This window comes from Geodermatophilus sp. SYSU D01105, assembly GCF_054050095.1.
Genome location: NZ_JBJGYR010000004.1, coordinates 85,208 through 102,623, shown reverse-complemented (window position 1 = coordinate 102,623; position 17,416 = coordinate 85,208). Strand labels below are relative to the sequence as shown.

Annotated in this window: 16 protein-coding genes; 8 read left to right on the top strand and 8 right to left on the bottom strand. The window is 76.6% G+C overall.

Annotated features, from left to right (window positions below; translation table 11 throughout):
- Positions 1 to 38: 38 nt before the first annotated feature.
- Positions 39 to 659, bottom strand: coding sequence for a LysE family translocator (locus ACI79I_RS04905; RefSeq protein WP_456991155.1), 621 nt, complete (start codon positions 657 to 659; stop codon positions 39 to 41).
- A 76-nt stretch (positions 660 to 735) separates the two neighbouring features.
- On the opposite strand from ACI79I_RS04905, the gene ACI79I_RS04900 reads away from it, so the two are divergent.
- Entirely contained in the window at positions 736 to 1,641 is a 906-nt protein-coding gene (locus tag ACI79I_RS04900) for a DMT family transporter (protein ID WP_456991154.1), read from the top strand.
- 12 nt (positions 1,642 to 1,653) lie between these two features.
- Here the strand turns inward: ACI79I_RS04900 and ACI79I_RS04895 are convergent, their stop codons facing one another.
- Positions 1,654 to 3,159 carry a glycosyltransferase family 39 protein gene (locus tag ACI79I_RS04895; RefSeq protein WP_456991153.1) on the bottom strand — a complete coding sequence of 502 codons (1,506 nt, stop codon included), beginning with the start codon at positions 3,157 to 3,159 and terminating at the stop codon, positions 1,654 to 1,656.
- Positions 3,160 to 3,206: 47 nt separating this feature from the next.
- Here ACI79I_RS04895 and ACI79I_RS04890 point away from each other — a divergent pair, with 47 nt between their 5' ends.
- The 5 genes from ACI79I_RS04890 to ACI79I_RS04870 all read left to right on the top strand — a co-directional run bounded on the left by ACI79I_RS04890 (position 3,207) and on the right by ACI79I_RS04870 (position 8,768).
- Positions 3,207 to 3,758: a DNA-3-methyladenine glycosylase I gene (locus ACI79I_RS04890; RefSeq protein ID WP_456991152.1), complete on the top strand. Its 552-nt coding sequence runs from the start codon at positions 3,207 to 3,209 to the stop codon at positions 3,756 to 3,758.
- A 197-nt stretch (positions 3,759 to 3,955) separates the two neighbouring features.
- Positions 3,956 to 4,123: a DUF3117 domain-containing protein gene (locus ACI79I_RS04885; protein WP_012947303.1), complete on the top strand. Its 168-nt coding sequence runs from the start codon at positions 3,956 to 3,958 to the stop codon at positions 4,121 to 4,123.
- A 122-nt stretch (positions 4,124 to 4,245) separates the two neighbouring features.
- Positions 4,246 to 5,724 (top strand): leucyl aminopeptidase family protein, encoded by a 1,479-nt coding sequence (locus tag ACI79I_RS04880; RefSeq protein WP_456991151.1) that lies wholly within the window; start codon positions 4,246 to 4,248, stop codon positions 5,722 to 5,724.
- Positions 5,724 to 7,193 (top strand): hypothetical protein, encoded by a 1,470-nt coding sequence (locus tag ACI79I_RS04875; protein WP_456991150.1) that lies wholly within the window; start codon positions 5,724 to 5,726, stop codon positions 7,191 to 7,193. The genes ACI79I_RS04880 and ACI79I_RS04875 overlap by 1 nt, the downstream gene beginning before the upstream one ends.
- Before the next feature lie 78 nt (positions 7,194 to 7,271).
- Positions 7,272 to 8,768, top strand: coding sequence for a DUF222 domain-containing protein (locus tag ACI79I_RS04870; protein ID WP_456991149.1), 1,497 nt, complete (start codon positions 7,272 to 7,274; stop codon positions 8,766 to 8,768).
- A 64-nt stretch (positions 8,769 to 8,832) separates the two neighbouring features.
- Here the strand turns inward: ACI79I_RS04870 and ACI79I_RS04865 are convergent, their stop codons facing one another.
- Both ACI79I_RS04865 and ACI79I_RS04860 read right to left on the bottom strand, forming a co-directional pair.
- Positions 8,833 to 9,834, bottom strand: a complete 1,002-nt coding sequence (locus ACI79I_RS04865) for an acyl-CoA dehydrogenase family protein (RefSeq protein WP_456991148.1) — start codon at positions 9,832 to 9,834, stop codon at positions 8,833 to 8,835.
- A gap of 38 nt (positions 9,835 to 9,872) precedes the next feature.
- Entirely contained in the window at positions 9,873 to 11,375 is a 1,503-nt protein-coding gene (locus tag ACI79I_RS04860) for a phytoene desaturase family protein (protein ID WP_456991147.1), read from the bottom strand.
- A 160-nt stretch (positions 11,376 to 11,535) separates the two neighbouring features.
- Between ACI79I_RS04860 and ACI79I_RS04855 the strand changes: the two genes are divergently transcribed.
- Positions 11,536 to 11,937: a hypothetical protein gene (locus ACI79I_RS04855; RefSeq protein WP_456991146.1), complete on the top strand. Its 402-nt coding sequence runs from the start codon at positions 11,536 to 11,538 to the stop codon at positions 11,935 to 11,937.
- An 85-nt stretch (positions 11,938 to 12,022) separates the two neighbouring features.
- Complete coding sequence (locus ACI79I_RS04850; protein ID WP_456991145.1) at positions 12,023 to 12,712, top strand: DUF6766 family protein; 690 nt, start codon at positions 12,023 to 12,025, stop codon at positions 12,710 to 12,712.
- Between the two features lie 61 nt (positions 12,713 to 12,773).
- Here ACI79I_RS04850 and ACI79I_RS04845 read toward each other — a convergent pair whose 3' ends face one another.
- The 4 genes from ACI79I_RS04845 to ACI79I_RS04830 all read right to left on the bottom strand — a co-directional run bounded on the left by ACI79I_RS04845 (position 12,774) and on the right by ACI79I_RS04830 (position 17,355).
- The gene (locus tag ACI79I_RS04845) at positions 12,774 to 14,438 is read right to left on the bottom strand and encodes a SpoIIE family protein phosphatase (protein ID WP_456991144.1); all 1,665 of its coding nucleotides are present in this window, start codon (positions 14,436 to 14,438) and stop codon (positions 12,774 to 12,776) included.
- Between the two features lie 100 nt (positions 14,439 to 14,538).
- A complete protein-coding gene (locus ACI79I_RS04840; RefSeq protein ID WP_456991143.1) occupies positions 14,539 to 15,669 on the bottom strand; it encodes a spore photoproduct lyase family protein in 1,131 nt (376 codons plus the stop codon).
- Positions 15,670 to 15,733: 64 nt separating this feature from the next.
- A complete protein-coding gene (locus ACI79I_RS04835) occupies positions 15,734 to 16,765 on the bottom strand; it encodes a M23 family metallopeptidase (protein ID WP_456991142.1) in 1,032 nt (343 codons plus the stop codon).
- A complete protein-coding gene (locus tag ACI79I_RS04830) occupies positions 16,762 to 17,355 on the bottom strand; it encodes a hypothetical protein (RefSeq protein ID WP_456991141.1) in 594 nt (197 codons plus the stop codon). The genes ACI79I_RS04835 and ACI79I_RS04830 overlap by 4 nt, the downstream gene beginning before the upstream one ends.
- Between the last annotated feature and the right edge of the window lie 61 nt (positions 17,356 to 17,416).

Here is a 17,416-nt window from a genome sequence, read left to right as displayed (position 1 = left end):
TCGACCCGTGCCCGCTCGCCGGGTGCGGAAACCCGCGCTCAGGCGCGCTCGGTGGCCAGCCGGGCGCCGAAGCCCAGCAGGGCGACGCCGGTCAGCGCGTCCAGCCCGCGGCGGACCGGCCGGCGGGCGAGCAGCGCCCGGGCGCGGTCCAGCCCCGCCACGAGCAGCAGCAGCCAGGCCAGCCCCAGGACGGCGTGGGTGAGCGCGTAGGCCGCCAGCACCGGCACCGGGGTGCCCGGGCCGAGGAACTGCGGCAGCACCGCGAGGTAGAAGGCCAGCACCTTCGGGTTGGTGATGTTGGAGAGGAAGCCCTGCCGCCAGCCGGCCAGCGCCTGACCGGGGAGCCGCTCGCCGGCGGGCAGCTCCGGGTAGCGGCCACGGACGGCGGAGCGCAGTGCCTGCACGCCGAGCCACGCGAGGTAGGCGATGCCGAGCCAGCGGATGGTCTGGAACAGCGGTTCGACCCGCACGACCAGCGCGCCCAGACCGGTCGCGGCGGCGGCGCCCTGCACGACGTTGGACGCGGTGACGCCTCCGGCCGCCCACGCGCCGCGCCGCCGTCCACCTGCGAGGGTGTTCTTGACGACCACGGCGAAGTCCGCGCCCGGCACGAGGACGAGCACGGTCGCGAACACGACGAACGTCCCGTACTGCGACACGCACCCACCGTAGGACGTCAGGGGGGTCGGGCAGGATGTCCGCCGTGAGGTCGTGCAGCGTGGCACGCGGACAGCGATGAGCCGACGGGGCTGGGCGCTGTTCCTCGCCATGTCGGTCATCTGGGGGATCCCGTACCTGCTCATCAAGGTGGCGGTCGAGGAGGTGTCGCCGGTCGTCGTCGTCGCCGTCCGCTGCGTCCTCGGCGCCGCCCTGCTGCTGCCGTGGACGGTCGCCCGGGGCCAGCTGCGCCCCGCGCTGCGGCACTGGAGGGCGCTGCTCCTGTTCACGGTCCTGGAGATGACCGGGCCCTGGCTGCTGCTGTCCTACGCCGAGCAGACGCTGTCCAGCTCGCTCACCGGGCTGCTGGTGGCCGGCGTGCCGTTCGTCGCGGCCCTGGCCGGGCGCCTGTCGGGCGAGGAGGAGCGGCTCGGCCGGGTGCGCCTGGCCGGCATGGGGCTGGGCGTCGTGGGCATCGCCGTCCTGCTGGGGCTCGACGTCGAGGGGATCGCCCTGCTGCCGGTGCTGGCCGTGGCCCTGGTCGTCGTCGGTTACGCCACCGCGCCCCTCATCGTGAGCCGGGCGCTGCCCGACGTCCCCGGTGTCGCGGCGAGCGCGATCGCGCTGACCGTGACCGCGGTCGTCTACCTGCCCTTCGCCGTGCCGCAGCTGGACGAGGTGGCGCGCGCGCCGGGGCGGGCGCTGGGGGCACTGGTCACCCTCGGCGTGCTGTGCACCGCCGTCGCGCTGGCGCTGTTCTTCGCGCTGATCCGGGAGGTCGGCCCGCAGCGGGCGCTGGTCATCACCTTCCTCAACCCGGCGGTGGCGGTGCTGCTCGGCGTCCTGCTGCTCGACGAGCCGTTCACCCTCGGCCTGGCGGCCGGCCTGCCGCTGGTGGTCGCCGGCTGCGTGCTGGCCACCCGGCGCTCCCCGGTACGCCGGCAGCGATCCGAGCTCCCCGACGTCGACGCCGCCGTCCCCTGACCCGCGCGGGGGTCAGCCCAGCCGGCGCAGCTGCGGCCAGATCTGCGACCACGGCACCCGTCGGTCGGTGGCGAGGCGGATGGGCACGCCCTGCTCGTCGTTGTCCAGCCCGACGCCGTTGTCGACCCGCCCGGCCGGCTCCACCCGGCCGAACCAGCGCGCGAGCTCGTCCTCCGGGAACCCGACGGCGACCACCGAGGTCACCGTCTCCGGCGGCGGCCCCCAGTCCCAGTAGGCGTTGTGTCCGCTGTGGGCGGGGCCGAGCCGTGGCGCGTAGCGGTCCACCGCGCCGGCCTCGCCGTAGTTGCGGGTGAGGACGGCGACCTGCTCGCCGGCCGGGAGCCGGTCGCGGGCCCGCTGCACCGCCGCGGCGAACGCCGGCCAGCCGACGGTCTCCCCGGCGTCGTAGTTGACGTCCACCACGGGGGTGTCGGCCAGCCGGTCGACCGGGACCACCGGCAGCATCAGCACGCCGTCGACGAGCAGGCTCAGCGCCAGCGCGGCGCCCACGGCGGCGGCGCGCAGCCGGCCGGTGCCGGCGCGCACCCACGCCACCACCGGGCCCGCGCCGGCGGCCAGCAGCAACGGGTAGAGCCCGGCCAGGTAGTAGGGCTTGCCGCCGGTCGCCACGAACACCACCGCGAGGACGACGTAGGCGACGGCGAAGGCCCGCCACGGCCGCAGCGCCGGGTCCCGGACCAGCCGCACCCAGCCGGCGACCCACACCGGCACGAGCAGCGGGCTGACCAGGACCAGCTGGAAGGGCAGGAACAGGTACCAGGGCTCGCTGGTCCCCGAGCTGCCGGCGGCGATCGCCTCGGCCAGCTCCAGCTGGGGCCAGCCGTTGACCGCCTGCCAGGCCAGGTTCGGCGACCAGACGGCCAGCGCCAGCGCGCCACCCAGCCAGGGCCAGGGGGACCGCAGGGCCGACCGCGGTCCCACGACCAGCACGCCGACCAGCACCGCGGCCAGCAGGAAGGCCGGCTGCACCTTGTTGAGCAGCGCCAGGCCGGCGACCGCCCCGGTGACCAGCCAGACCCGCCCGCCGTCGCGCAGTGCCCGCACCAGCAGCCAGGACAGCCCCGTCCAGGCCAGCAGGTCCAGCGTCGACGTCGAGAGCATGTGCCCCACGACCAGCAGGAAGGCCGACACCGCCATGGCCGCCGCGGCGAGCAGCTGCGCCGCTCGGCCGCCGCCGAACTCCCGGGCGAGCAGACCGGTGAGGACGACGACGCCCCCGGCCGCCAGCGCCGCCGGCACCCGGAGGGCGACCAACGAGCCGGGGGCGAGCGCGTCCACCGCCGCGGCCAGCAGCGGGGTCAGCGGCGGCTGGTCGACGTACCCGAACGCCGCCTCCCGGCCGGCCCGCAGGAAGTACAGCTCGTCGCGGTGGGGGCCGTACCGGCCGGCGACGGCGACCAGGAGCAGCACCACGGCAGCGGCCAGCGCGGCCAGCGGACGCAGGGCCGCGCGGGGGCGCGCCGCGACCGGGGCCGGGGAGGTCGCGGTCGCCGTCACGCCGACGACCGTAGGGCTGTCGGTGCGCCGGGCTAGCGTTCCGCGCCGTGGACCGGATCCGGTGTGCATGGGCCGACAGCACCCCCGAGTACGTCACCTACCACGACGAGGAGTGGGGCACCCCGCTGCACGGGGACGACGCGCTGTTCGAGCGGCTCTGCCTCGAGGCGTTCCAGTCGGGCCTGTCCTGGATCACCATCCTGCGCAAGCGCCCGGCGTTCCGGGCGGCCTTCGCCGGGTTCGCCATCGACGCTGTGGCCGAGTTCACCGACGAGGACGAGGCGCGGCTGATGGCCGACGCGGGCATCGTGCGCAACCGGGCCAAGGTCCGGGCGGCGATCGCCAACGCGCGGGCCGCGCAACGGGTGCCCGAGGGGCTCTCCGAGCTGCTCTGGTCGTTCGCCCCCACCGCGCCGCGGCCCCGGCCGGCCACGCTCGCCGACGTCCCGGCGACGAGCCCGGAGTCGGCGGCGATGGCCAAGGAGCTCAAGCGCCGCGGCTTCGTCTTCGTGGGTCCGACGACGGCCTACGCCCTCATGCAGGCCACCGGGATGGTCGACGACCACGTGGCCGACTGCTTCCGGGCCGGCGTGGCGTAGCTCCTCTTCGGCGGGCCCCGTCCCGGGTCCCGCGCCGAGCCCACGAGGGGTGGGGAGTGCGACGTCCTTCACCTGAAGGGGGCTCGTGTTGGACCTGAGCGCCGGATACGGGATCATGGGGAGCGGAGCTCACGGCATCGACGAGACGCCACACCGCAGCTAGCCGAGGTTGCGGGTGGCCGATGAAGGAGGCACGCATGGCGGCCATGAAGCCGCGCACGGGTGAAGGTCCCCTGGAGGTCACCAAGGAGGGGCGCGGCCTGGTCATGCGCGTACCGCTCGAAGGCGGCGGCCGCCTGGTCGTCGAGCTGTCGCCCGACGAGGCCGCGGCTCTCTCCGAGGCACTGAAGGGCGCGACCAGCTGAACACCGCAGCGCAGCTGCCCCCGGGCAGCCCCGCGCAGGGCGACGCGGCCCCGGTCGCCGGCAGCACGCCGGCGGCCGGGGCCGCGCCGTTGCCGCGGGTCGAGGTCCTGGCATCCCTCCCTGTGCTGGGGGAGGACGACGTCCTGGCCGTGCCGGTCGGGACCGGCGGCGCGCTGCCCGGCTGGCTCTCCGTGCCCGGCGCGCCGGTCGACACCGAGCTGCTCGCCGGCGCCCTCCGCGACACCGGCACCACCGGCCGGCCGGGGACGCACACCGTCCTTCCGGTGCCCGGCCGGCGCCCGCGCAGCGTGGTCGCGGTCGGGGTCGGGGACGCGACGCTGCCCGACCTGCGCAGCTACGTGGGGGCCGCCGTCCGCCGGGCGCAGGCCCTCGCCGAGCACGGCGCCACCCGCCTGGTGCTGCCGGTCGACGACGCCGCCGCGCCCGCCGGCGCGGAGGAGGTGCGCGCCGCCGTCGAGGCCGCGCTGCTGGCCGGCTACCGGTTCCGCGAGACCTCCACACCGCACCCGCTGCGGCTGGCGACGGTCACCGTCGTGGCCGCCGACGCGGGGGACCCCGCCGTGGCCGCGGCCGCCCGCGCGGGCGAGATCGGCGGCCGGGCGGTCGCCTGGGCCCGCGACTTGATCAACACGCCCAGCAACACCAAGAACCCCGCCTGGCTGGCCGAGCAGGCGCTCACCCGGCTGGCCGGGCTGCGGCACGTCACCGTCACCGTGCTCGGCCCCGAGGAGCTCCGCGCCGGCGGCTTCGGCGGCGTCCTCGCCGTCGGCGGCGGCTCGGCGACCCCGCCGCGACTGGTCGTGGCGAGCTACCGCCCGCCGGCCGCGGGGTCCGCCCACCCCGTCCTGGTCGGCAAGGGCATCACCTTCGACACCGGTGGCCTGTCGATCAAGCCCAACGCGGGCATGCGGGAGATGAAGACCGACATGGCCGGCGGCGCCGCCATGCTGGCCGTGCTCGACGCCGCCGCGCGGCTGGAGCTCCCGGTCGCCGTGACCGCCGTCGTCCCGGCCGCGGAGAACGCCGTGTCGGGGTCCTCCTACCGGCCGGCCGACGTCGTCCGGCACGTCGGCGGGCGGACGACGGAGGTGCTGAACACCGACGCCGAGGGCCGCATGGTGCTCGCCGACGGGCTGGCCCACGCCCGGCTGCACCTGGGCGCCACCGTGCTGGTCGACGTCGCCACGCTGACCGGGGCGATGAAGGTCGCGCTGGGGACCCGCACCGCGGGCCTCTACGCCACCACCGACGGGCTGGCCGACGCGCTGCGCACCGCGGCGGGCCACGCCGGTGAGCCGGTGTGGCGGATGCCCCTGGCCGAGGAGTACGCCGACCTGCTGGAGAGCACCGTCGCCGACGCCAACAACGCGCCGGGCAACCCGGGCGGCACGACCGCGGCGCTGTTCCTGCGGCCGTTCGCCGGCGACCTGCCCTGGGCCCACCTCGACGTCGCCGGCCCCGCGCGCGCCGGCTCGGACGATGCGGAGATCGTCAAGGGCGGCACCGGCTTCGGTGCCCGCACGCTGCTGCGCTGGCTGGAGGCGGGCGCGCCGGTCGACGCCCCGATGACCGCCGACTGATGACGGCCGGCGAGCAGAGCGGCGTCGTCTTCCCGGCCGGGCCGGACGGGCGGCGCAGCACCGCGGCCCTGGGGCGGGCCGTCGTCGCCGACGCGCTGCGCCCGGTCGACCCGACCGGCGCGGCGGCGGCCGAGCGGGAGACCAACTGGCGGGCCGGGTACCTGACCCACTTCCGCCGGCTGGTCGAGGCGGGGCTGACCTCGCGCGAGGCCGCGCTGGCCATCGCCGACGGCGGCCTCACCTCGCTGCACGCCCGCATGCGGGTGGCCGGGCCCGGCGGCGCCGAGACGGGCCTGGACACGCTCGCCACCGCGCCGGCCGGACGCGCCCTGGCCACGGCCGAGGTGCGCGGCACCGCGGAGCCGGAGGAGGAGCTGTCCCTGCCCTTCCACGGCCGGCGGCTGCGTGGCGACGCCCTGCTGCGGCAGCTGGACACCTGGGTCGAGGCGGGCGTGGTCGAGCCCTCGTGTGCCGAGGCGGTGCGCACGGTGGTGGCCAACCCGGGGTGGCTCGCGCTGCCGGACACCACCGTCGTCGTGCTCGGTGCCGGCGCCGAGATGGGGCCGCTGACCGCGTTGCTCCGCTGGGGTGCGCGCGTGGCCGGTGTCGACCTGCCGCGCGCGCCGCTGTGGGAACGGGTGCTCGACACCGCCCGGCGCGGTGCGGGCACCCTGCTGCTCCCGGCCGCCGCGGAGGGTGCACCGGTCGCCGCCGGGGCCGGCGCGGACCTCATCACGGAGGTGCCGGCCGTCGCCGAGTGGGTCGCCGGGCTGCCCGGCCGGCCGGTGCTGGGCGACTACGTCTACGCCGACGGCGCCACCAACGTGCGGGTCTCGGTCGCCGTCGACGCGCTCACCGCTCGGCTGGCGGCGGGCCGCCCCGACCTGGCGCTGGCCTTCCTGGCGACGCCGACCGACGTGTTCGCCGTCCCCGCGGAGGCGGTCGAGCAGTCGGTGCGCGCCTACGCGGGCCGGTCGCGGACGGCGAAGCTGCTGGGCCGCCCGCTGCGCACCCTCTCGGCCGGCCGGCTGCTGCAGCGGGCCTACGTGCCGGGCACCGCGCCCGGGATCGCCGACAGCCTCGTCGCCCAGCAGGGCCCCAACTACGCGCTGGCCAAGCGGCTGCAGCGGTGGCGGGCGACGGTCGCGCGCGCCGCGGGGGCGACGGTGTCGATGAACGTGGCGCCGCCGACGCGCACCCGCTCGGTGGTCAAGAACCGGGCACTGGCGGCGGCCTACGCCGGGGCGCACCGGTTCGGCGTCGAGGTGTTCGAGCCCGCGACGTCCAACGTGCTCATGGCCGCGCTGCTCGTGCACGACCTGCACACCGGGGGCGGCCCGGCGCGGGAGCACCCGTGGCAGGACGAGGCCGCGGCCGCCGCCCACGGCGGCCTGTGGCGGACCGCCTACTCGCCGCGCAGCGCCCTCGGCCTGGCCGCGCTGCTCGGCTACGGCGCCGCCCGCAGCTGACGCCCGACCGCGGACGTTCGAGAGCGGGCGCCCGGCAGCCCGCCGAGAACTGTCGTACCTCGAACGTGAGTTCGACCCATGACGGCGACGGCTCTGCGGCAGTCTCCCCTGGAGGGGCTGCTGGTCGCCTGGTTCGGCGACCGGCCCCTCCTGGGGCAGCGGCTGCCCGTGTCGGCGCTGACGAGGTCGCAGAAGGCCGCCGAACTGCAGCGGGTGCAGCGGGCCAGGGCGATGTGCGCCGCGTACGAGGCCGAGCTGGTCATGGGGCTGGCCGACGACACCCCCGACACCCTGGACCCACCGCCGGGGCACCCCGGCGCGAGGAGGGGCTCGTGGGCCCCGGACGCCGAGCTGCCCGGGGTGTCGGAGTTCTTCACCCCCGAACTCGCGGTGGTGCTCAGCTGCGGCCGGGGGACCGCTTCGCACCTGGCGACCCGCGCGTGGACCTACCGGGAGCACCTGCCCGCCACCCGGGCGGCGCTGGCCGAGGGCGCCCTGGACGAACCCCGCGCCAAGGTCCTCGCCGACGTGCTGGGCCACACCTCGCCGGAGGTCGCCCGGTCGATCGAGGCACTGTTGCTCCCCGTCGCCTCCGAGCTGTCGCTGGGACGGCTGAGGACACGCGCGCTGGCCCTGCTCCTGGAGCGTGATGCCGACGCGGTCGACCAGCGGCGCGAGAGCGCTCAGCGGCAGGCGGACGTGCGCAGCCACCCCTCGCACCTGGAGGGCATGTCCACCCTCGCCGCCGAGCTGCCCACGCCGGTGTCGGCGGAGTGCTTCGACGTCGTCGACCAGCTGGCCGGGATGCTCAAGGCCGACGGCGACCGGCGGGCCATCGGCGAACTGCGCGCGGCCGTGCTGGCGGACCTGATCCGGCGGCCGTGGGACACCGGCCGGCCGGGGGTCACCGCCCATCTCCGCGTCACCGTCCCGCTGCCCTCGCTCGCCGGGGAGTCCAGCCGGCCCGGTGAGGTGAACGGACAGCCGATCACCGCCGCCCACGTCCGCGAGCTGCTCGTGCAGGTCGGCGCCCTGGGGTTGCGGGCTCCCGAGTGCGGGTCGCTGAGCCTGGCGATCAGTGACTCCGACGGGCGACTGCTCGCCACGGCCACCACGGCGCAGCTGAAAGGGCTGGCGCGCCGCAGGTGCCCCGAGCACCACGACCCCGACTGCGGTTGCCCCGTCCTGGGCCCGCCGCCGCCCACCGACGCCTACGAACCGACCGACCTCCAGCGCGTGTTCGTCGACACCCGCGACCGCGCCTGCCGATTCCCCAACTGCGGCCAGCGCGCCGGCTGGGCCGACCTCGACCACGTCGTCCCGCACTCCTGCGGCGGGGAGACCAGGTGCGCCAACCTCTGCTGCCTGTGCCGCAGTCACCACCGGCTCAAGACCCTCGCCCCCGGCTGGTCCTTCGTCATGACCGAGGACGGCGTCCTGCAGGTCACCACACCGTCCGGGGTCACCCGGACGACGCGACCACCCGGGATGCGAGAGCCGGTGCCCGGACCACCGGCAGCGGGCGAGTCACCGACCCAGCCGCCACCGCAGGACGACCATCCACCACCGTTCTGACCCGAGCCCGGGGATCCGCCGGCACGTCCGCACGTTCGACGTGCCGCGCACGGGGCGGCGGCTCTCAGGAGGCCGACCTCGTGGCTCCGAGTCGGGCGAGCAGTTCCTCCTTGATCGCCGGGCGCGAACCGAAGACGAGCAGGAACACCGCCTCCCGCGCCGTGCGCTCGGCTGTGCTGCCTCGGAGCACGGTGCGGCTGCCCGTGGCCACCGCGAGCACGCCCGCCGCACGGTGGGCGAGCGCCGCCGCCGCGGCCCGCGCGGCAGGGAGTTGCTCGGGGCCGGCCGCGTCGAGGTGCGCGCGGGTCGTGGCCAACTCGTCGTCCAGCGGGGAAGGCCCGACCAGGCGCGCGCAGCGGAGGGCCAGCCCGAGTGCCAGCGAGCCGTTGAGGCGCAACCCCGCCGCGTCCCGGGCCAGCAGGACCGCCAGTGGGGCCGTGTCCACCGTGCGGTCGGCCGGCACCCGGTGCCCGGTCAGCGCCACCTGCACGGTGCAGCTCGCCTGCACCGCCGCCATGCGGTACGGCATCGTCGCCAGGGTGGCGCTGGGATGGGCGTCGACCAGGACGAACGCCACGTCCTCGCCGTCCCGCGCGGCCACGAGGAGCAGGTCCACCAGGCCCCAGCCGCTCACCCACGGCACGGCACCGTCCAGCACCAGCTCGCCGCGGTCCCTCCGCAGCGTGACCGCGGGCGGTCCCGGCCGCAGGGCCGCCTGCAGCGCGATCCCGGCCCGGCGCCGCCCGGTGCACAGGTCGGGGAGGAACTCCTCCCGCAGCGTCGGCGCCCCCGCCGCCGCGAGGCGGCCGACCACACCCAGGTGCTGAAGCCACACGAAGGTGGTCGCCAGGTCCCCGGCCGCGAGCTCCTCGACGACGGCGGCGACCGTGTCGAGGTCGGCGGCCAGGCCGCCTGTCTCCGCGGGGCCGGTCAGCCCGTACAGCCCCGCGTCGGCCAGCGCGTCGAGGTGGGCGCGGGGAACGGCCTCGGCGGCCTCGACCGCGGCGGCTGCGGGTGCGAGCAGGTCCGCCGCCAGGTCGCGGGCACGGGCAACGACGTCGGCCACCTCGCCATCCTGCGGCCGAGGGGCCCCACCCGGCGCGCTCACGCCGGACCGACCAGGCCCGCGACGATCTCGGCCGACAGCGCCACCAGCGGCAGGCCGCCACCCGGGTGCGAGGACCCTCCGACGAGGAACAGGCCGGGCACCGGCCCGGCGTTGCCGGGACGCAGGAACGCCGCGCGCGTTCCGTTGCTCGACGTCCCGTAGATGGACCCGCCGACGCTGCGGGTGTCGCGCTCGAGGTCGGCCGGCGTCCGGACGGCGCACCAGCGCACCCGGTCGCGGACGTCCAGCCCGCGGCGGGCCAGCACCTCCAGCACGCGCGTGGCGTAGCGGTCGGCGAGGCCAGGCGCGTCCCAGTCGACGCCGGCGGCGGGGTCGTGGCGCGGTGCGTTCACCAGGACGAACCACGACTCGCTGTCGTCGTCCGGGCGGGTGGCGGGGTCGTCGGGCGCGCTGACGTAGACGGTCGGGTCGGCGACCGGCCGCGGCGTCCCGCGGCACGAGCCGACGCCGAAGACCGCGTCGAACTCGGCGTCGTAGTCCTCGGGGAACAGGACGGTGTGGTGGGCCAGCCCGGGCGTGCGCCCGCGCAGCGCCAGCAGCAGCACGAAGCCCGACAGCGAGGGGGTGCCGCGGGCGAGTCCGCGGCGGACCCGGCGGGTCGCGGGGGAGGGCGGCAGGAGGTCGGCGTACAGCCCGGCGGCGTCGGCACCGGAGACCACGACGTCGGCCGGGACCACCTCCCCACCGGTGAGGCGCACCCCGGCCGCGCGGCCGCCCTCCACCAGCACCCGCTCGACCGCGCACCCCGTGCGGACGACGGCCCCCCGCTCGACCGCCCGCGCCGCGACCGCCTCGGCCAGCCGGCGCAGTCCGCCCCGCACGTACCAGGAGCCGAACGCCTGCTCCACGTACGGGACGGTGGCCAGCACCGCGGGTGCCCGCCGCGGGTCGGAGCCGGAGTAGGTGGCGTACCGGTCGAGGAGGGTGCGCAGCCGCGGGTCCCGCAGGTACGTCGTCCCGAGGCCGCGCAGCGTCCGCCACGGCGCGACGGTGCCGACGTGGGAGGCGCTGCGGGCCAGGCGCGCGAGGGTGGCCGCACCGGCCAGCGGCGAGCGCAGGAACGGCTGCTCGGTGACCCGCCACATCGCCTCGGCCCGTGCCAGCAGCGCGGACCACTGGGCAGCGGCGCCCGGGCCGAGGGCGGCGGCGAGGGCGTCCGGCACGTCGCCGAGCCGGCCGGGTACCCGCAGCGTCGTCCCGTCGGCGAAGCGGTAGGCGACGGCGGGATCGAGGCGCACCAGGTCGACGGCGTCCTCGAGCGGCCCGCCGGTGGCGGCGAACAGGTCGCGGTACACCGAGGGGAGCGTCACCAGGCTCGGGCCGGTGTCGAAGCCGTGCCCGTCGCGGGCGTACCAGCCGAGCTTGCCGCCGACCTCCGGCGCCTGCTCGTGCACGGTCACCGCGTGGCCGAGGGCGGCGAGCCGGGCCGCCGCGGCCAGCGACCCCATGCCGGCGCCGACCACCGCCACCCGCGCCACGCCGCCACGGTAGCCCGACCGCGCAGCGGCGCCGTCCGGCTCCGGGCAACCCCCCGTTCCCCCGGACGGGTGGTGATCGTTTGGCGGGGCGGCGGGCGGGGGTAGGCGCTCGGTCCGGCCAGCGACCGCCGGACGCGGATGGGGCAGACAGGAGGCGCCGGTGCCGACCTCGCCGACGAGGAGGCTGGCGGTCGCCGCGGGGCTCGCGGCCGCCACGCTGCTGAGCGGCTGCGCGAGCCTGGGGACCGACGACGTGACCACGGTGGCCCGGGCGTTCGAGGACGCCTCCGGGGACCCGGAACAGCGGTGCGAGCTGCTGGCGCCCGCGACGCGAGCCGCACTGGAGTCCGAGGAGTCCGCGCCCTGCGCGGACGCACTCGACCAGATCCCGCTGCAGGGCCGCACCGTGGAGGCGGTCGAGGTCTGGAGCAGGAACGCGCAGGTCCGGCTCAGCGGCGACACCGTCTTCCTCACCGAGACCGACGCCGGGTGGCGGGTCACCGCCGCGGCCTGCCGGCCCCGGGGCGAGGCCCCCTACGACTGCGAGGTGGAGGGGCCGTGAACGGCGTCCGAGGGGTCTTCGTCGGCTTCCTGGTCGTGATCGCGCTCGGGATCGTGTACGTGACCGCGCTGGGGCTGATGGGCCGATGAGCGCGCCCGACCGCTACGGCTTCCTGCGAGCCAACGCGCTGAGCCTGGCCTTCGGCGCGCTGTTCCTGGTCACCCTCGTCGGCCAGGCGGTCTCCGGAACGGCCGACTTCAACGCCCAGCAGGTCGCCAACGGGCTGCCGACCGTCTCGTTCCTCGACTACGTCACCTCGTCGTCCTTCGGCGTCGACGTCATGGAGAACTGGCAGTCGGAGTACCTGCAGTTCTTCCTCTACGTCTTCGCCACCGTCTGGCTGGTCCAGCGGGGGTCGTCGGAGTCGAAGGAGCCCGGACAGGAGGGCGTCGAGTCCGACCGGGAGCAGCTGCTCGGCGAGCACGCCGGTGCGGACTCCCCGGCGTGGGCACGGACCGGCGGCTGGCGGACGACGCTGTTCTCCCGCTCCCTGGGCGTCCTGATGGGCGTGCTCTTCCTGCTCACCTGGGGCGCCTCGTCGGTCGCCGGGTGGGCGGCCTTCAACTCCGAGCAGCTCGCCGAGAAGCAGGACCCGGTCAGCTGGGTCGGCTACCTCGGCGAGGCCGACTTCTGGAACCGGTCGTTCCAGAACTGGCAGTCGGAGATGCTCGCGGTCGGGTCCATGGCGATCTTCGCCGTCTACCTCCGCCAGCGGGGCTCGCCGGAGTCCAAGCCGGTGGGCGCCGCGCACGCCGACACCGGTCAGACCGGCTGAACCGGCCGGCCCCTGCAGGGACCTGCCGCGAGCGTGCGAGTGGCGTGGGGCAGGGGGTCCTTCACCAGGCGGGCACGGCGAGGGCCAGGACGGCGAGGTCGTCGGCCTCGTACCGGGAGTCGCGCAGCTGCTCCTCGACCGCCCGTGCGACGGCCGCGACGGTGGCCTCGGCGTCCCGCGGACCGGTGGCCAGCACCCGCGCCAGCCCCTCCTCGCCGAACTGCGCGCCGGTGTCGTCGCGCGCCTCGGTGACCCCGTCGGTGTAGAGCACCAGCGTCGAGCCCGGGGGGAGGGCGACGTCGACCACGGGCAGGTCGAGCTCGGCCACCACGCCCAGCGGACGCCCGCCGACGCCGACCTCCCGCGTGCCGGCGGCGGTGGCCAGCTGCGGCAGCGGGTGGCCGGCCACGGCCACGGCGGCCCGGACGCCGTCGGCGGCGGGGGAGAGGACCAGGCAGCAGGCGGTGACGAACCGCAGCGGGCCGTCGGCCTGCTCGTGCAGGAGTGCGGCGTTCACCGCGCGGAGCACCTCCGCGGGGTCCCCGGAGTCACCGGCGGCCCGCGCGGTGTGCCGGGTCAGGGCGGTGACGGCGGCGGCCTCGGCCCCGGTGCCGCACACGTCGGCGATGAGCACCATCCAGCGGCCGTCGGGCAGCGGCATGACGTCGTAGGTGTCCCCGCCGACCAGGGCGCAGTCGCTGCCGGGGCGGTAGCGGGCGGCCAGCTCCACCCCGGGGATGGCCGGCAGGTGCGAGGGCAGCAGGCTGCGCTGCAGCGTGTCGGCCAGCTCCCGGACCTCGGACTCCGCCCGCAGCCGGCCCAGGAACTGCCCGATCTGACGGCCGGCGTGCGCGAGCACCTCCAGCAGCTCGGCCGGCACCGGGCGCTGCTCGCGGGAGAACAGCTCGCAGACGGCGAGCACGTCGTTCCCGCGCAGGACGGGGAAGGCGACCCCGGTCCGGAGCCCGTCGGCGCGCGCGGCCGAGAGCCGGGTGAGGCGGGGCTCGGCCCAGAGGTCCTCGATGACGACCGGCGCCCGGCGGGACCAGGCCAGCCCGGGCAGCGGCTCACCGCGGCCGATCCGGTGGGCGTGGGAGGCCTCGTGCAGCGCCGGCGCCTCCGACCCCGGCGTGTTCCACGTGCCGACGTGCTGCAGCCGACGGCTGGCGGTGTCGGGCTCCCACAGCGTCGCGGTGTCCCAGTCCAGCTCGGCGCACAGGGTCGGCAGCAGGTCCCGGAAGGCCACGTCGGCGTCGGGCGCCTCGGTGAGGGCGGCGGTGACCCGCAGGGTCGCGGCGAGGTAGCGGCTGACCAGCAGCTGGCGTTCGAGCAGGATCGTGGTGCTGGCGTCGCGCAGCACGGCCACCACGCCAGCCTGTTCCCGCCCGGCGCCCGGCGGCGGGGGCAGCATCGCCAGGGTCACGTCGATCGCGACCTCGTGGCCGCTGGCGTGCAGCGCCGGCAGCTGGGTGGTGCGCCCGGCCAGCTCGCCCTCCCCGGTGGCGAGGAACCGGGCGAAGTCGGCGCCGTGCCCGCCGCGGAAGCGCTCGGGCATGAGCACCTCGAGCGGCTGCCCCAGGACGGCGTCGGGCTCGTGGCCCAGGAGCGCGGTGACGGCCGGGTTCACGTAGGCGATCCGCCCCGACGCGTCGGCGACGACGACCGTGTCGGGCAGCGCGGTGAGCAGGGACGGCGCAGCGACGACGGAGTCCAGCTGGAGCGCCATGCTCTTCTCTCTCCGGGGGTAGCGGTCACCCCCAGAGTCCCACACGTCGCGTCAGTGACCGGCCACTGAGCGTCGACATGTGGTCATGTCGACACCGCGCTCAGAACGCGTACCGGATGCGCAGCCACGGCGCGTGCGCCGCGACCAGCTCCTGCAGCCGGGTCACCCCGGCCCGCTTGACGTCGTTGCGGTAGCGCACGTTCCACTGGCCGTTCTGGCTGCGCTTGGGCTGCTGCAGGTCCGGCCGCCAGAGCAGGTCCTCGGCCTTCGGGTGCCAGCCGAGGTTGACCTCGTGCAGGTCGCGGTTGTGGGTCAGCATGATCACCTCGGCCGCGGCCTGGGCCTTGGTGGCGGGGGAGAGCTCGTCGTCCAGCCGGGTCAGCAGCTGCGCCCAGTCGGCCTCCCAGCCCTCGCGCAGCACGACCGGCGAGAGGTTGAGGTGCACCTCGTACCCGGCCTCGACGAAGTCGTCGACCGCGGCGACCCGCTCGGCGATGCGGCTGGTCCGCACGTCGAGCACCCGCGCGTCGGCGTCGGGCATCAGGGAGAAGCGGACGCGGGTGCGGCCCCGCGGGTCGAGGTCGAGCAGTTGCCGGTTGACGTACTTGGTGGCGAACGAGGCCTTGGCCGTCGGGAGCTCACGGAAGGTGGCGACCAGGTCGGCCACGTTGTCGCTGACGAGCGCGTCCACCGAGCAGTCGCTGTTCTCGCCGATGTCGTAGACCCAGCTGTCCGGGTCGCACTGGTCGGGCTCGGTCTTGGGGCCCTGGCGGGCGACGTGCCGGCGCAGGTAGCCGGTGACCTGCTCGATGTTGGTGAAGACGGTGATGGGGTTGGCATAGCCCTTCTGCCGCGGCACGTAGCAGTAGGCGCAGGCCATCGCGCAGCCGTTGGCCGTCGACGGGGCGATCCAGTTCGCCGAGCGGCCGTTGGGGCGGGCGGTGAGCGACTTCTTGACGCCGAGCACCAGCGTCTCGGTCTTCACCCGGACCCAGCGGTCGACGTTGCCCTCGTTGCCGTGCAGCTCGGGGATCTTCCAGTGCGAGGGGACCTCCACCACCGCGGCGCCGGGGAAGCGGGCCAGCACCTGCTGACCTCGCGGCGAGGCGAGCGCGGCGGGCTCGGCGTACACCTCGCGGACCGACAGCAGCCGGCCGAGGTCGTCGCCCGCGGACGGGGAGGCGGTGGAGGGGGTCGGGTGGACGGGGGACGGCGAGGCGGCGGCTCCCACACGGGGTGCAGCGGCCCGCGGGGACCCCCTGTTCCGCGTCCCGCTGCGCGACGCGCCACACCCGTCAGCGCAGGTCGAGCCCCCGGTCGGTGAGGAAGGGCAGCGGGTCGGTCGGGACGCCGTCGACCAGCACCTCGAAGTGCAGGTGGCAGCCGGTCGAGTCGCCCTTGGTGCCGACGCGGGCGACCTGCTGGCCGGCCACCACCGGCTGCCCGACGACGACGAGCAGGTCGTCGTCCTCCATGTGGGCGTACCGGGTGACCACGCCGTCGCCGTGGTCGACGACGACGAGGTTGCCGTAGCCCGACGACGGCCCGGCCCGGACGACGACCCCGGCGGACACCGCGACGATCGGGGCGTCGCACCCCGGCGCGAGGTCCAGCCCGGCGTGCAGCCGGACGCCGCCGCCGGTCGGGTTGTCGCGCTGGCCGAAGCCGCTGGTGAGCGGGCCGTCCGACGGCGTCGTCCAGTCGCCGGTCACGGTGCGCAGCAACGGGCTGGCGCCGGTGCAGGACACCGATCCGGTCCCCGGCGCCAGGCCGGTGACGGTGGCGCCGGAGAGGGCGGCGGTGACCTCGAGGGCGTCGTCCCACCAGCGGGCGTAGTGGTAGGGGTCGGCGTTGCGCTGCGTGCGGTGCGCGGCGATGGTCGGCGGCAGCGTCTGCCAGCCCTCGACCTCCAGCAGCGCCGCGAAGAAGTTGGTGGCCGAGGTGGTCGGGTCCATCCGGTCCTCGTAGCTGCCCCACGCCCCGTTGGCCCGCTGCTGGAACAGCCCGCGGCTGTCCGGGCCCACGGCGTCCCCGTGGTCGACGACGGTCAGCGAGGACTCGCCCATCGCGGTCATCACCCCGATGACCTGGCCGCGGGCGTCGACCCCGAGCGCCTCGCCGGCCTCCATGATCAGCGCCGCGTTGACCAGTTGCTCGCCGGACCAGCCGGCGACCGGCCCGTCGGGCACCCCCGCGACGCTCACCGCGGCGCCGGCGGGCGAACACGCGCCGGCCTGCGGGTCCTCCTCCGTGACCAGGGCCGCGGTCACGAGGCCCCCCGCGACGAGCACCGGGGCGAGCGCGGCGACGACGGCGACCCGCCTCACGCGGTCGGCTCCGGCAGCGTCCCCGGCTCGTCCTCCGGCAGCGGGGTGGGGGTGTCCGCGGGCGGGGTCAGGGCCCCGGACGGGTCGGCGGGGTCGACCGGCGTGATCCGCTCCACCAGCCACGGGCTGTCGCCGCCCTCGCGCGCGAGGAGGACGGCGTACTCACCGGCATCGGTCGGGACCAGCACGGTGGCGAGGTAGGCGCTGACCGAGGGCGTGGGACGGGCGGGTCCGGTGACGGCGGACGCGGGGACGGCCTGCGGGTCGGTGCCCTCGTAGGCCGCCGCGGCCGTGGGACTCAGCAGGGGCGCGAGCTCGGCCCACCACTGCCCGGGGTCCAGCGCAGGCCGCGCGAAGGCGGTGAGCGCGGCGGTGGCGGCCTCGAGGGCCGCCTGGTGCGAGGCGTCGTCCTCGGTGGGCGGGGGCGGCGGGGCGGGCAGGGCGGCGTGCGCGTCGCCGGGGTCGGGGGACGGCGCGGCCGGGGAGGTGGCCACCGGCTGCACCGGGTCGGCCGCCGCGGCGCACCCGCCCAGCACGAGCGAGGCGACCAGGGCAGCCGCAGCCGCGAGGCGCCGTCCCGAGCCGGACATGCCGTGGCCTCCCGTCCGCGCCCGGCGGGACCCCCGCCACGCCGGTGCTGCCGTCGAGTAC